Here is a 16,204-nt window from a genome sequence, read left to right as displayed (position 1 = left end):
ATTTATCAAATAATCCTAGCTAAAAAAGTATATCAAAATTTTAATTGTATTCCTCCAGAAATTATTCTAAGAGGTGGTAAGTTAGTACCTGTTTGAGGATCAAAACCAAGATAGCTTGTTACTGTAAAAATATTTTGTCCTTGCAAAAATATTTGAGCTCCTTGTATTACTCCTTTATCTCTTAATTGTCTAGACAAATCCCATGTTAAGGATAATGTTTTTAACCTAATAAAAGAAGCGTCATCAATACTATAATCACTTAGATTCACCCTAGAATATGTACTAGAAAAAAATTGAGAAAATTTACCAATTTTTGTCATGTCACCTTGATTTTGCCACCTGTCTAAAACTAAAGAAGGAACATTAGAATTTGCAAAACCGGGAGCAAAATAAGTATATGCTAATTTTGTTTGCTTAACAAATTGGAAAAGAAAAGATAATTCAAAAGATTTGTACTTAATTGAATTATTAACTCCTCCAGAAAACTTCACATTATTTGGATTCTTAAAGCTACGATCACTTGGATTAATATTACCATCTTCATTAATGTCTATAATTTCATGTTCTCCAGTATCTGAATTAACTCCTTTATAGGAATATAGTCTTTGTACAGAAAGAGGTTCCCCAACCTTATATAAGGTAGAATAAGTGGATAATTCTAATCCAGGAAAGGATACTAATTTATTATCGTTGGTTGATATATTTATTGATGTATTCCAGCTAAAATTACTTGTGTCAAAAAACTGAGTTAAAAGTGTTAATTCCAATCCACTGTTTTCTACAACGGCTTCAAAATTTTTCAAAACACTATCAAAACCTGTTGTAGCCGGTAATTGATAATTTACTAACTGATTGTATGATCTATTACGATACCACGCTAACTCTAAAGATACTCTGTTTTTCCAAAAACCAAGTTCTAAAGCAGTCTCTAATTTTTTAGTTTGTTCCCATGAAAAATTTGAATTAAATAGTGCTGTGGGAAATAATGTTGGTGCATCTTCGTATGTGTATGTGTAAATGCTGTAAGTATCATAAAATTTATAGTCCCCAACTTGGTCATTTCCAGTTACCCCATAACTACCTCTAATTTTTCCAAAACTCAAAAATTCTCCCCAATTATTTGCAAAGTTTTCATTAGAGAATATCCAAGCCGCACCAATTGCTCCAAAATTACCAAATCTTTTGCCTGGTCCAAAACGAGATGATCCGTCTCTCCTGCCTGTTAGATTCAATAAATATCTTTCTTTCCAATTATATGCTAATCGTAGAAATGCAGCAGTATATTTATATTTATTATCAATGTCTGCAGTGATATTTGTAGAAGAAGCTCCAGATAGTGAGTTAAGCAGTACGTCTGACAAATAACCTCTAGCCTGAATGGATTGATACTCACCATTACTTTCCTGATAAGTTGCGCCTAATATCGCATCTATTTTATGTCCATCAATTCTTTTATTAAAAATTAACTGTGGTTCAATTAAAAATGATTTGCGATGGTGGTAGCCAAAATTACTTTCTCCTGTTGTATTGCTTGAAAGAAAAGCAGGAGAAATAGCTGCTATTGGTTTTTTTATTTTTTCATTACCATTAAGGGTGGTATATCCAATATTTGTTTTTAATTCAAACCCCTTGAAAATTGTATAGTTAAGTGTGGTATTGGCTACGAAATTTTCTTGTGTATTATCAATTGTATTTTTCAACTTAGCAAATGGATTATCAAAACTGTGAATATCATAAAATCCAAAGTCTACAATTGCCCAGTTTAAATCTCCGTTATCTTTATATAATGAAGGAGCATTGGGAGCCAAACTCAATGCTTGCGAAACAAAATTCGGTCCTTCATATAATTTGTTCTTCGTGGATCCATAATTAATAGATAAGGTAGCTTTAAATTTTCCATTTGGTGAAATATGATTTAAACTAAAGAAACCTGTCATCCGATTGTATCCAAAATCTCCTAGATAAATAACTCCCTCATTGTGATAACCACCCCCTAGTCTAAATGATGTTTGATTATTGCCTCCTGAAATACTAGCTTGAATATCCCTAATTTCAGCATTTCCACCTAGTAACACATCTTGCCAATTAGTGTAACGGTTTTGATCCCATGTTCCATTCAAATCATAATCTGTTAAACCTGGCGTAGCTCCATCGTTGGCAAATGCTTCATTACGCATAATCAAATATTCTTCCGTATTTAGTAAATCCATCCTGTTTACTAATTTTCCAATCCCACTGTATGTACTAAAAGTTAAACTTGTTTTGCTGCCTTTGGAAGCTCTCTTTGTAGTAATTAGAATAACACCATTGGCACCTCGAGACCCATATATCGCAGTTGCATCACTATCTTTAAGTATTTCTATGCTTTCTATATTTGATGGGTTGAGTGCTCCTAAAGGGTCATAACCATTGGAAATTGTTTCATTAGACAAAGAGGCAGATTGCAATGGACTTGGTTCAATAGGAATACCGTCTATTATATATAGAGGATTGTTGCCATTCTCATACACACTTGTATTTCTAATACTATTTTGCCCTCTTATTTGTATGTTAATGGAACTTCCTGGAACTCCACTATTTGGTGTTATTTCTAGTCCAGGAACTCTACCTTGTAAAGCCATTAATGGACTTGTTACAGGTTGTCTTTCAATTTCTTTTGCTGTAACTTTATAAATACTACCTGTCTTAGTTCTTTCGGTAGTCTTGTAGTAACCTGCATTCAAAACAACCTCTCCCAATTCACTAATAGCCTCCTTCAAAGTCACATTAATAGTACTTTGAGATCCCACAGTAACCTCTACAGTCCCAAACCCAACAGAAGAAAAAACAAGCACATTCTCCACATTAGGCACCACAATAGCATAATTTCCGTCCATATCAGCAGCCGTACCTTTGGTAGTCCCTTTAATAAGCACCGTAGCCCCGGGAATGCCCATGCCGTTTTCATCTGTTACTTTACCAGAGACCTGTATTTGTTGTTGGCTACCCCCCTCCCGAATGAGAATACGGTTGTTTTCTGAGAGGATGATGTTGTAGTCGGTATCGTTTAAAATATCCCGTAATAATTTAGCGGCGCTTACGCTGCCTTTTTTAAGGGAGAGTTTGGGGGCGGTTCTAAACAAATCGGCGCGGTAAATGAAGTTGTAGTCGGTTTGTTGTTCTATGAGATTGAATACATCGTCTACCGTGAGGGTTTGGTCTGTTTCTATCACCACACGGGTATTCTGCGAGAGGATGTCTCCCGGAGACAAGCTGAATACTGCGGTACAGAACAAGAATATAAAGCTTCTCATAAGGTTTATTAAGATACGCTTTCTTTTACAAAAGCATATGGGTGTAACATTAAATTCCATAAATTTGTTATGTATTAGTTAATATGTATTGATTAGTACTCGAAGAGGGTTGAAGCTTGTACATTGGTCGTGTGTGGCTTCGCTCTCTTTTTTCATTCCCGCGGAGGCGGGAATCTCACTTATTCCCGCGTAAGCGGGAATCTCTGGTTTAGAAGTTTAGAGCCTGCCTGTCGGCAGACAGGTTTGCTGTTAAACTCCCCGAGCTTTCGCGGTGCGAAAGCATCCCCTCTTAGCTGGACAAACCAGCCAATAGGGGAGCCCATTACGCTTGGTTTGAAATACCGTTGGAGGAAGGCAAACTCTGAACTCTAAACTCATAACTCTGAACTTGCTATGTTGGATGTTGTTGTTTCATAATTTGTGTTTTTGTTTATTGTTGGTTGTTATGTTGTTGGTTGTAGAGTTGTTGCTTACTCTTGCGTGACCTTCTCGTGAGATCCCTCCCTCGTAAACTCGGTTCGGGATGACAAACTCAAACTCTTCACTTTTCATTTTTAGTTTTTCACTTTTCGTTTTTCACTTATTTAAGTACAATGGTCTTCCCATGTATCTCATAATTAATACGATTTACTGCACAGATATCATCCAGGATATCGGTGATGGGTTGGTTCTTGTTTAGCACGCCGTTAAAGGGGATGCTTTCTATATGTTTGCTTTTAAAGGTGACTTCTATATCGTACCATCTGGCTAATACGGTCATGATGTCTTTAAGGGGCTTGTCGCGAAAACTAAATATGCCATCTTTCCAGGCGGTTTCGCGGTGGGTGTCGGCTTGGGTTATTTGTATGGTGTTGTTTGTAACTATGGATTGTTGACCGGGTACTAGCTTTTTGATGGATGAGATTGCTTCAGTCGTGGCCTCCTTCGCAATGACAGATACAGATCCCTCTACTAAGGTTGTGTAGATGTTGGTTTCGTCTTTGTAGGCTTTGATGTTGAATTGGGTGCCTAGGACTTCTACTATTTGGTTGAGATTCTTCGCTGACGCTCTGAATGACATATTGCTTGCAGGACCATTCGGCTGGGGTGACAAAACTCTAAATTTAGAGCCACCATGTTCGGTGCTTGGGGAGACGTCGAAGTAGGCTTCGCCGTAAATGAGTTGGACTTCACGGGGTTGGCCGTCTGTAAAGGCTACGGGGTATTTTATTTGGGTTTCACTGTTTAGCCAAACGCGGGTGCCATCGGCCAAAGCTAGTTGGTATTGGCCGCCTCTAGGAATTGTTAAGGTGTTTGTTGTTTGTCGGTTAGTCGTTTGTTGCTCACTGTTGCGGTTATCTGTGTAGGTTATGGCTTCGCCGTTGCTGGTGGCGTTGGCGGTTTGGTAGGCTTGCCCTTTTTCTAAGGTTATCACAGAGCCGTCTTCTAAAGTTAAAGTGGCTTTATCGCTGCCGGTTTTTATTTGGTTGTTTACTATTATTGGGTGAGATTCTTCGCTGGCGCTCTGAATGACATTTGTTTTTATTAAGATGGTAATTGCTGCTATTAGTAAAATGGCAGCGGCGGCAGCATAGCGTAGCCAGGGTTTGCCTAAACGCAGGCGTTTTACTTTGGTACGGGCTTGTAATTGGGGGGCTTGCTTGTTGTAAGCGGCCTGGGCATCGAAGCTGTGGCAGTAGTCGTTTATTAAGTGGTATAGTTCTATTTCGCGTTCTAAAAAGGCACGGTTGGCCGGTAGCTCCATCCATGTTTTTAGCGCGGCGGCCTCTTGTATGGAAAGCTCGTTTTTTAGAAACTTTGAAATTAAATCTGTGGGCTTTCGATTCATTGTTTTAATGCTTTGTTCATATATATTACGCAGGATTTTAAAAACCCCCACGCCCCAAGACATTTTTTTTTAATATCTATATTATTATATCTTTACTTTTTATTTATGAACCCTTTACACATTTTTAGTACATGGCAACCCCTAATAAAGTTAATGAAAAAAACTTAATGGCCGCTATTAAAGCGGGTGATGAAGCGGCTTATAAAACGGTATATTTACAGTATTATAACCGCCTGTGCATATATGTGCTAAACTTTACGCCCAACCGCAATGTGGCCGAAGATGTGGTACAGGAAACCTTTTTACGCCTGTGGGACAAACGCGATACCCTGCGCCCGGATGGCTCTTTAAGTGCTTTTTTATATAAACTGGCCTATAACCGCTTTACGGATATTTATAGAAAGCAAAAGTTATTGGACAATGAGCTGGAGGCCATAAGACTGGAAAAACTTACCGCCACCCTGGAAGTGGATGAAACCCTATACGCCAAAAAGCTAACGCAGGTTAAGGAGGCTATTGAGGCCCTGCCACCACGTTGCAGGGAAATCTTTTTACTGAGCAAACAAAGTGGCATGCGCTACAAAGACATTGCCGAACATTTGGGCATTACCCCTAAAACGGTTGAAAACCAAATTGGCAAGGCCCTAACCTATATTAGAAACCATGTGGACGAAACCTTGGTTACCTTGTTTTTATTGTTTAAAAAAGTACTGGGAAAAAAGGCTTAGGTTTTTCTTGCCCGAAATTAAATGTTCTTACTCACCCAATTTAAAAGATGTATGCTTTATGTACTCCCTATTAAAGGTATATAGAATATGAATTCTTTTATCTGAAGTTTGAATAATAGCCGGATAACTAAACTCTCCTTTTTCTTGGTTTTCTAGGTTGAATAATTTTTCCCAATGTATTCCGTCTTTAGAAAATTCTACATCTAGTACATTACGCCCATTAAACCAATGTGCCCCCTGTTTTAAAGGATTATTTACTAAGAGAAAGTCTTCAGCAGAAAGTGTAAGAGCATCAATACCCGAGTTAGAATTAACAACATTAATGCTATCTGTATTTTTCCAATGCTCTCCATTATCATAAGACCAACTGGTTATTATTTTATTATGCTTGCTTCTACATAACATTTGAAGCGTATTGTTAGGGTGAACTAAAAAAGTTGGCTGAATAATATCAAATCCTTTTTTGTTTTCAACAGTAATCTTTTCCCATTCATCTTTTGTTTCTGTATAGCGTTCTACGTGTACCCTCCATTGGTTGCTCGCCTTACTTTCTGTACTACTGCCACATAAAATAACGCCTGGGCTTACTTCAATGGGTTTGTTTTTAATTGGCCCTAAGATTCCTTTGGGCAAATATACTGGAGCACTCCAATCCTCTCCATTGTTTTTGGATGTTATCATAGCCCCAAACCATTCTCTAGGATTTTTACCTACTTTATAAAAAAGATATAATATTTTGCTTTTACTTTTAAATAGTACTGGATTCCAGCACGGTAATGTGTCTTTTTTAACAACTAATGGTGCAACAAGGTTATAAGGAACAGACCATGATTTACCATTGTAAAAAGAAGAATAGATCCCTACGTCTTTTGCGCCTTCATAAGAACCGCCAAACCATGCAGCCATTACTTTATTTGGCATAATTTCAACCAACGTTGCCGAATGGCAATTATTGGTTATTGGAGTATTAAAAACATATTCTTGCTTTATATTATATACTGCTGTTTTTCTTGAATTGTGCATACAAGAAAGATACAGAAACGGCAAAAACCATAGCACGAATTTTAACTTTAATATTATTTTGGTTAAATACCTTAGCATGTTTTATTAAGTTTTTAACGTATTACATTTTACTTTTATTAAGTCCTAATTTATGACCCGAAACGGCATAGTAAAAAATAAAGAGATAACAGGGTAATAGAATCCAGTACCCTTTGGTTGATGCTGTTGCAGAAGCCAAAGTTTCACTCATTCCCTGTGCCAAATAATCTGCTTTGTTTATATCAACCAATTGACCATATAATGGTGGAATTATAGCACCCCCCGAAATAGCCATGATTAGCAAGGCAGAAGCTGTTTTAGTAAACTTGCCTAAGTTTTTTAAGGTTAAAGGCCATACGGCAGGCCATACCAAAGCATTTGCTATACCCAGAGCCGCTACAAATAGAATAGACGTAAATCCAGTGGAAAATACAATACAAAAAGAAAATACAATACCTAAAATAGCACTTACTTTTAAAGCAAAAGCCTGGCTTATGTATTTAGGTATTAATAATACTCCAAGCGCATATGTTGCCACCATAGCCATTAATGTAAAGGTTGTAAAAAATTTAGCATCGTCTGCAGAAAACCCTAAAGAAATACCATAAGCAATAATGGTGTCTCCTGCTATAACCTCAACCCCTACATACATAAAAAGTGTTAATACCCCTAACCACAAATGGGGGAATTGAAAAATATTCTTTTTTGTGGTTTCACCTTCTTTTGGGGCTTCTATAGGTTTTGCCTCAACATTTGGCAAAGGTGCCTTTCTTATTAAAACACCCAAAACAAATAGTACTACAGCCATAACAACATAAGGCATCACTACACTATCTGCCATAGTGTTTAATAATTGTACTTTTTCAGAATTAGAAACGCTCGTTAATGTTTCATTAATCTCATCAATCCCAGATAACAATAAAGCCCCAAAAATTAGAGAACCTAATGCCCCAGCAACTTTATTTGCTATCCCCATTATAGCTATACGCTTTGCAGCACTATCTATGGGCCCTAAAATTGTTATATATGGATTTGAGGCTGTTTGAAGCAATGTCATACCTGCACCTTGAATAAAAATTCCAGTTAAGAACATCCAGTATGTTCTAGCCCCAGCCGCTGGTATAAAAACCAAGGCCCCCAAGGCCATTATAAACAACCCTAAAGACATGCCCTTTTTGTATCCTATCTTTGATAAAATAAAGGAAGATGGTAAAGCCATAACAACAAAAGAGATATAAGAAGCTGAAGCCACTAAAAGTGATTGTGCCGAGGTTAATTCATTTATAGCTTTCATGAATGGAATGAGAGCCCCGTTAATCCAGGTAACAAATCCAAAGATAAAAAATAGCCCTGCTATTATTAAAATTGGTATTAAGGTATTTTTTCTTGTTAATGTGACAGATTGTGTAGTTGTATGCATGTTATCTGTTGATTTGATAAGTTTTCTTAAACTTTAACACCATTTACAAATTAAATTTACCGCAATAAAACGCCTTATGCTTTTACAGTAAATTCAATAAAAACAGGTTTAAGCTAAAATTATAAATAAGAGTCGTGTGTTTTTTTTGTCTAATAAAAAGGAGGTTAAATAACTAACCTCCTTTTTATTTGACTAACAAAGTTTAAAAAAATATTTACTGTGATTTTATTTAGTTTACATCCCACCAAACATTGGTAGCACCATTGTCTGCACCTCCTAGAAGCGTAATAGCATCAGAAACAGCATCGCCGTTAGTACTATATTCATTAGGTAAGTATGTTACACGTTTCATCACGCCATATCCTATAGAAGCGTCTAATGTAGTAATTAAAGGATATAATATATCAGCATCTGTTCTACGTAAATCAGACCAAGCTTCCCAAGATTCTGGGAAAAGTCCTAAATACTTTTGAACTGCTATTTGCTTTAATTGATCGGCTTCTGTTGCTGCCCACGATACAGGCACATCTACAGGTGGTGTAGAATCGGCATACAGACTTCCAAATGTAGGCACTACAGCTGTAGTGGTTCCAGCAATATAAGCATCAATAACAGCCGTATCTGTTATTCCCCATTGCTCTAATGATAGTGCTACACCGTCTTCGTAAAGTGTTTGTGCTGCTCCAGACATATTCCACCCTTTTAAGGCGCCTTCTGCACGGTTAAAATTAGATTCTGAAGCTACCATGACCTCTATATCTTTATTGCTATTGTCTGCAAACGTGGTTTCTTGGTTTGTTAAACTTAAATTACTGCCATTTCTATCTAATAAAGGACCTCCTCCATTAGGTAGACCTACATAATCCTCATAATACGGTGAAGTATCATCTGATACAGGTCCAAACCAAACCGACATTCTAGGATCGTTATATCCTTTAAGAATACTCTCCATATCTGCAGTCATGTAAAAGCCCCAATACTTCATAATATCTACAAAGTTGTTATAGGTGTCTGGAGTAACATGAAAATAGGCATTGTCGTCATTTGATTGCATAACACCAGCAGAAACAGCCGCTTCTGCTTGAGCTTGCGCTTTTGAAGCATCAACGTCAGAAATTCTTAAGGCTAAACGCAATCTTAAAGAGTTGCCAAATTTTCTCCATTTTTCAATGTTACCGTCATAAATTTCATCATAGTCTGCAAATACACCAACAGTAGACTCTGAAGTAGCACTTAAAGTGGCATTAGCAGCTTCTAAAAGGTTAAAAAAATCGGTATACATCGATTCTTGAGAATCGTAAGGTACAGATGCTCCACCAATACCAGCTTCTGAATAAGGAACGGGTCCCCAATGATCTGTAAATCTATGGAACATATACACTTTCCAAATGTCTAGAATGGCTGTTGCCTCAGCATTCCCCTCAGTTGCTTTATATGTATTTAATAAAGAAGGAACTGCTATAGTGTAAAATCTTAGCCAACCTCTACTTCGCCATCCATCATTAATGCCATTGGCATCAGTATCGGCAGCCCATCCTGGAGTCATATAATGCGCAAACAACATAGAATGTAATGCCGTTGCAAGCCCGTATGTTCCATAGTCATCACCTGGAAGACTCCATGAAGCATTACCCGTACCTTTATACAGGGCATTTGCAAACGCTGGCCCAGCTAAAGTTCCATCTAATTGATCTGAGGTTAACGAATTCGGATTTGTGTTAACTTCATCAAAATCAGAAGTACATCCTGTTATTTGGAACAGGAAAATTACTGTAAAAAATTTGATTATATAATTTTTCATATCTTATTTTTTTTAAAAATTTAATTTCACATTGAATCCAAAATCTCGAGTGGATGGAATATTATAAGATTCTATACCTTGAAGGTTTCCAACACTTACCCCTTGTTCTGGATCAAAGTGCTCAGCTTTATTTGTAATAAAGAATAAGTTTCTACCAACAATTGAAAGATCAACACCAGAGAAAGGTGTATTATCTAAGAATTTACTTGGCAATGAATATCCTAAAATTAATTCTCGTAATCTAATATTTGTCGCATCAAAAACAAAATCTTCAGCAGATCTTGGATCTCTACTTGCAACTTGTGTCCAATAATTTTGAGCATTAGTTGATGTTGTATTTGTAGAATATGTACCGTCTCCATTATCAACCACACCATCTACAATAAAACCATCTCTACCACTTAAAGTAATATCACTTACACCAGCCCCAGCCATTCTTGCTTGAGAATATGAGACTACTTCTCCTCCTATTCGAAAATCAACAAGGAAGCTAAGTGTAAAATCTTTATATCTAAACTGGTTATACAAACCAGCTGTCCAATCTGGGTTGAAATTACCTGCTAGCACATCAAACCCTCCAGTAAATAGAGGCAATCCGCTACCAGCATCAACAATAATTTCTCCGTCGTCAGTTCTTTGGAATCCTCTAATGTATAGATCTCCATAGTCACCTCCCTTTTTAACAATTGCCTGTGCTAATCTTTCAGCTCCTGTAGAAAGGTTTAATTCCTCACGGCCCTCTAAAATACTTAATACTTTAGTTTTGTAAGTTGCAAAGTTAATGGTTGTATTCCAAGAAAAATTATTGGTTTTTACAATATCGGCATCTATAACAATCTCAACACCTTTGTTTTCAATGTCGCCACCGTTTACTACTTGTCTAGAGTATCCAGAAGATTCAGGTACATTAATTGTAAATATTTGATCTGTAGTATTGGTCTTAAACCAAGTAAAATTAAAACCAATTTTATTGTTTAAAAAGCGAGCATCTAAACCAAATTCTGTTGAACTAGAAATTTCAGGTTTAAGATTAGGATTGTTAAGTAATGTAGAAGATTGTACAACACCACCATTAAATCCATAATACGTAAGTTGATTTGCTAAAAGATAAGGATCGGTATCGTTACCTACTTGCGCATAAGAACCTCTTACTTTTAAGAATGAAAGCACATCAGATTTAATGTCGAATATATCGGTAAGTATCCCTGTTAAACCAATAGAAGGGTAAAAAAATGATCTATCTGATGCAGGTAGCGATGAAGACCAATCGTTACGTGCTGTAGCATCTAAAAACAAATAGTCTTTATACCCAACTTGTAAAGATCCATACAAGGAATTGATTTTTTTGTGACTGTAATCTGGTGTAACAGTAGTACTTTGAAGGTTCGTTAAGGCAAAATAGTTTCTTCTGCTTAAAGTACCGCCACTGCTTATACCTGTACGTTCTTGAACTAGTGCATTACCACCAGCATTTACGTTTAATTTAAAATCGCCCAGGTCTTTATTATAAGTTAATAAGAAATCAGAGTTTAATTCTGTAACCTCATTAATAGATTCGGAATAACTTCCAAAGTCTTGGTTAAGTATTGCAACAGCTGCATAACGAGAAGACTTGGCTTTATTTGTAGCTTTATCTAAACCTGTTCTTACCATTAAGCTCAATTCATCTGTAAAATCGTAAGTTAATGACGCAAATGTGATAATTCTATTTCTTTCGTCGGTTCTTAGGTTCCTTTTTGCAAGCCAAAATGGGTTGTTGCCTAACGTACTTAATGTATTGGCATTTATGTAGTTGTATCTTATTTGACCTGCATCATCAATATATTCAAAATCTTTATATTGATTATACGGTATATTTCTTGGCATAGTATATACAGCTTCTCCAATTTGTCCTTCACCTGCGCCTATGGCATTTTCAATTTTTTGTGAAATAAAATTCGTTTTAACATCTAAATGCAGCCTGCTGGTTAAATCGCTTGTTAAACGCAAATTAACATTATGTCGGTCTAATTCATTACCTACTACAATGCCTTCAGCCTCAGTATTGGTATAAGAGAAGTAACCTTGTATTTTTTCATTTCCCATAGAAGCTGATATCCCCCTAGACCAGTTGTATCCTGATTGAAAAAAGTCCATACCATTATCTGGTTGAGGATTAAATGCGTAAGTTGCTGGTCCGTCATAATCAGGATTATGTGGTAATTGCCAAGCCGCTACAGATTGTCCATCCATTCTAGGTCCCCAACTACTTTTAGATAAAGCATCATATACACCATCAAATCCCTGTCCATATTCGTTTTGAAGGTTCAATAAATTGTAAGCGCTTGAAGCCATAAAATTAGAAGATACTGTAATACGTGCCTTATCGGTAGCAGATCCTCTTTTTGTAGTAATTACAATAACACCATTACTAGCTCGTGATCCGTATAAAGCAGCGGCTGATGGCCCTTTCAATACTGATAAAGATTCTATATCTTCTGGGTTAATGTTTGAAATACCATCAAAACTTGTACGACCTCCAATATCTACAGAAGGCGAAGATACGGTATTGTCCATTGGTACACCATCTATTACATACAGTGGTTGGTTATTCCCTGTTAATGATCGGTTACCTCTAATTGTAATCCTAGAAGAACTTCCAACACCACTACTGGTAGTTGAAAAATTTAAACCTGCAACCTTACCTGAGAGTGAGTTGGCAACGTTTAACGACCTCGCTTCTGAAAAAGCATCGGTAGATACCGTTTGCGCAGAATATGTTAAAGATTTTTTCTCTCTTTTTATACCTAATGCTGTTACAACAACTTCTCCTAATTGCTCAGCATCTTCAGATAAAGCTATGTTTAAAGTCGTATTTCCTGTATAAGCAACTTCTTTTGTTGCATATCCAACATAAGAAACCACAAAAGTTGCAGAATCTCCAGAAACAGTTATACTATAGTTCCCGTCAAAATCTGATGAAACCCCATTGGTCGTTCCTTTAACAACAATACTTGCCCCAGGCAGTGGAACTCCGCTAGCAGCATCTGTAACTGTCCCTGTTACAGTAGTTTGTGCTTCAGCATTTTGAAAGACAAACAAACAAAACACAAACAGTAGTTTTAGTACATTTTGAATCATAAAATTAGTTTTTGAGTTAATAAATTCACTTTTAAGTTAATAACATGTTAAATCTATAAATCTAATATGTTATTATTTATATTATTTCGACCAATAACAAATTTGAAAAGGTGTTGGTTTAATTTTTATAATTATACTATAAGTTTAAAAACCTCTATATAGATAAATACTTATAAAATAAGGGGTTACCTTATGTATTTCCTTACCATAAAAAAAAAGAAGAAACTAAGTACTTCGTTCTTCTTTTATAAAATATGTTTAAAGCACCCTTAATGTGCTTTGATGTATTTTATTTGGATTAACTAACTACTCATTACTTTTAATTTGAAACACTAAACTTAGTTTTAATCAAATCTATTGAATTGCCTCCAACCATCACTTCAAAGTCTCCTGGTTCAACAACTCGTTTCATTTCACGGTTCCAAATAGCAAGTTCATTAGGAGTTAGAACAAATTCCACATGCTTAGTTTCACCTTTTTTAATAAAGAGTCTTTTAAAACCCTTTAAGGTCCTTTTTGGTGTGGTTACACTACTATAAACATCGTTAATATAAAGTTGAACAACTTCGTCTCCATCATAATCACCTATATTTTTTACATCTACCAATACCGTTATTTCTCCATCTGGGGTTATTTTATCTGTACTTATCTTTAAGTTTGAATATTCAAAAGCTGTGTAACTTAAACCATAACCAAAAACATATAATGGGTCTTCACTTTCGCTTATATATCTATGAATTGCCGAAGGCTTTTGGTTATAATATATTGGTAATTGGCCAACCGATTTTGGAAACGTAATTGGAAGTCGTCCTCCAGGATTGTAATTACCAAACAATACATCAGCAACAGCTTTTCCTCCAGCTTCTCCTGGAAACCAACTTTCTAAAATAGCTGGCACATTATCGTTTATCCAATTAATTGAAAGCGGACGGCCATTTAACAGTACACAAACAATTGGAGTGCCGGTTTGTTGAATAGCTTCAATTAATTCTTGTTGCATGCCATGCAAATTTAATGTTGCAACATCTCGGTTTTCTTCAACCAATTCTCTAGATTCCCCTAAAACAACAACAGCAACATCAGCTTTTTTAGCAATATCTACCGCTGGTTGCAAATTTATTTTTTCTAAGTTCCAACGTAAATGCGCTCTGGCCCCCCAGCCGCCTTCCCACATTTCTATACAAACTTTATACGCTTTCCCTGCTTTAATATGTTTTGGAGTTGTTACAATATTTGTAGCACCTTTAGTCCAATTATCAATAACCAATTGGTCGTCAATCCACATTCTAATCCCATCATCCGAACTTAACCCAACCCAGCCTTCAAAAGAAGTATCTGATTTAATATAACCTGTCCAACGTATAGAAAAGTCATCATCAGTAACTCCATCACCTGGCGACCAGGGCCAATCGAATTCTAATTGTTCATCAATTCGTGTTAAAACGGGGTCTCCTTCAATATTTCTATTATTAAAATATTCACCCTTTAAACCATTTTCACTGCCATCTGGTGTAAATAAATATTTAGAAGGAATGATTTGTCCCTTAACAATTAAAGGAACGCCTTCTTCATAAAGAACCTCGGCGCTGTTCCCTACAGCCTCTTTAATGCCTTCTAAAACCGTTTTCGCAACCTTGTTTTTTACAGAATATCCACCTAATCGAGAAGCATTTGCGTTAGGGCCAATTACAGCTATGGTTTTTATGTTCTTATCTAATGGTAAAATATTGTTTTGGTTTTTTAACAGGCATATGGACTTATAACCTGCTTCTAAAGCAATCTCCTGATTTTCCTTTGAATGAAATCGTTCTTCAATTAACCCTTTCTCTGTATATGGGTTTTCAAATAACCCAAGTATAAATTTAAGCCTTAAAACACCTCCAGCAGCACGATCTATATGCGCCATAGAAAGCTTACCTTCTTTAACAAGTTCTATAATGGTTTCCTGCCAAAATGTATTGGAAAAATCGTAAAACTGCATATCGACACCTGCCGATACAGCTTGTCTTATACTTTCTTTTGGAGAATCGGCTACATAATGTGTTGTTTGAATGTATTTAATGGCCCCTAAATCGGAAACAACAATACCTTTAAAATTCCATTCATTTCTTAAAACATCTGTTAATAACCAATGGTTAGCCGCACACGGAATGCCATCTAACTCTGAATAGGCACACATAGCTCCCAGCGCTTGCCCTTGTTTATATACTTTTTCGAATGTGGGTAAAAAATCTTCTCGAGCAGTACGCTCTCCAACAATTACAGGAGATGAATTCCCTCCTGCTTGCGGATAACTGTGTACAGCAAAATGTTTGGGCTCTGCAATTATTGATCGGTTTGAAGCCAAAGTGTCTCCTTGAAGACCTTTAACCATAGCAAGGCCCAATTCTCCTGCTAAATAGGTGTCTTCTCCAAAAGTTTCTGCAACACGCCCCCAACGTGGTTCACGGCCAATACCTAAAACAGGACCTAAACCAAAGTGAACACCATGCGCTCTTGCTTCGCTACCAATAACGGCTCCTACCTTTTCCATAAGCTCGGTGTCCCATGTAGCACCTAAACCAATATTCATTGGAAAAGCAGTACTTCCTTCATCTAAATACCCATGAAGCATTTCGCACATAATAAGCGCAGGGATTTTCCATCGGTTATTTTCTATAACATGCTTTTGAAGGTCATTAATCATTTTTGTTGAGCGTGGATAAATATCATGAATGGCTCCTACGCCAAGGGCTCCTATCTTGTTTTTTGTTTTGCTTATTGAAAAATCTTCGCCGTCTTTAAAAAACTCGCCTTTATACATATCCATTTGGCGTACTTTTTCTTCTAAACTCATTCGGCTTAATAAATCTGACACCCGATCTTCTACAGATAGCTCCGCATTTTGATAGGGGTATTTTTTTTGTGCCTGCATTATGTTACATGCACTTAAAAATAGTATTAAACCAAGGGTTATTTGTTTCATTGTTATCA

The 16,204-nt window shown here is 36.4% G+C and carries 8 protein-coding genes; 1 reads left to right on the top strand and 7 read right to left on the bottom strand.

The window, feature by feature from the left end; translation table 11 throughout:
* Positions 1-32 precede the first annotated feature (32 nt).
* Together AC5SR4_RS07435 and AC5SR4_RS07430 are read right to left on the bottom strand one after the other, a co-directional pair.
* Positions 33-3,293 carry a SusC/RagA family TonB-linked outer membrane protein gene (locus tag AC5SR4_RS07435; protein WP_495358906.1) on the bottom strand — a complete coding sequence of 1,087 codons (3,261 nt, stop codon included), beginning with the start codon at positions 3,291-3,293 and terminating at the stop codon, positions 33-35.
* Positions 3,294-3,873: 580 nt separating this feature from the next.
* Positions 3,874-5,121, bottom strand: coding sequence for a FecR family protein (locus AC5SR4_RS07430; protein WP_495358905.1), 1,248 nt, complete (start codon positions 5,119-5,121; stop codon positions 3,874-3,876).
* A 131-nt stretch (positions 5,122-5,252) separates the two neighbouring features.
* Between AC5SR4_RS07430 and AC5SR4_RS07425 the strand changes: the two genes are divergently transcribed.
* The gene (locus tag AC5SR4_RS07425) at positions 5,253-5,849 is read left to right on the top strand and encodes an RNA polymerase sigma factor (protein ID WP_495358904.1); all 597 of its coding nucleotides are present in this window, start codon (positions 5,253-5,255) and stop codon (positions 5,847-5,849) included.
* 27 nt (positions 5,850-5,876) lie between these two features.
* Here AC5SR4_RS07425 and AC5SR4_RS07420 read toward each other — a convergent pair whose 3' ends face one another.
* The 5 genes from AC5SR4_RS07420 to AC5SR4_RS07400 form a co-directional block, all read right to left on the bottom strand.
* A complete protein-coding gene (locus AC5SR4_RS07420) occupies positions 5,877-6,770 on the bottom strand; it encodes a sialidase family protein (protein ID WP_495358903.1) in 894 nt (297 codons plus the stop codon).
* Between the two features lie 202 nt (positions 6,771-6,972).
* Positions 6,973-8,310 (bottom strand): sugar MFS transporter, encoded by a 1,338-nt coding sequence (locus AC5SR4_RS07415; protein ID WP_495358902.1) that lies wholly within the window; start codon positions 8,308-8,310, stop codon positions 6,973-6,975.
* Between the two features lie 229 nt (positions 8,311-8,539).
* Complete coding sequence (locus AC5SR4_RS07410; protein ID WP_495358901.1) at positions 8,540-10,111, bottom strand: SusD/RagB family nutrient-binding outer membrane lipoprotein; 1,572 nt, start codon at positions 10,109-10,111, stop codon at positions 8,540-8,542.
* A 12-nt stretch (positions 10,112-10,123) separates the two neighbouring features.
* Complete coding sequence (locus AC5SR4_RS07405; RefSeq protein ID WP_495358900.1) at positions 10,124-13,231, bottom strand: SusC/RagA family TonB-linked outer membrane protein; 3,108 nt, start codon at positions 13,229-13,231, stop codon at positions 10,124-10,126.
* Between the two features lie 319 nt (positions 13,232-13,550).
* Positions 13,551-16,196: a glycoside hydrolase family 3 protein gene (locus AC5SR4_RS07400; protein WP_495358899.1), complete on the bottom strand. Its 2,646-nt coding sequence runs from the start codon at positions 16,194-16,196 to the stop codon at positions 13,551-13,553.
* Between the last annotated feature and the right edge of the window lie 8 nt (positions 16,197-16,204).

The sequence above is a fragment of the Aestuariibaculum scopimerae genome (assembly GCF_059428085.1).
This window is presented reverse-complemented; position numbering and strand designations above follow the sequence as displayed.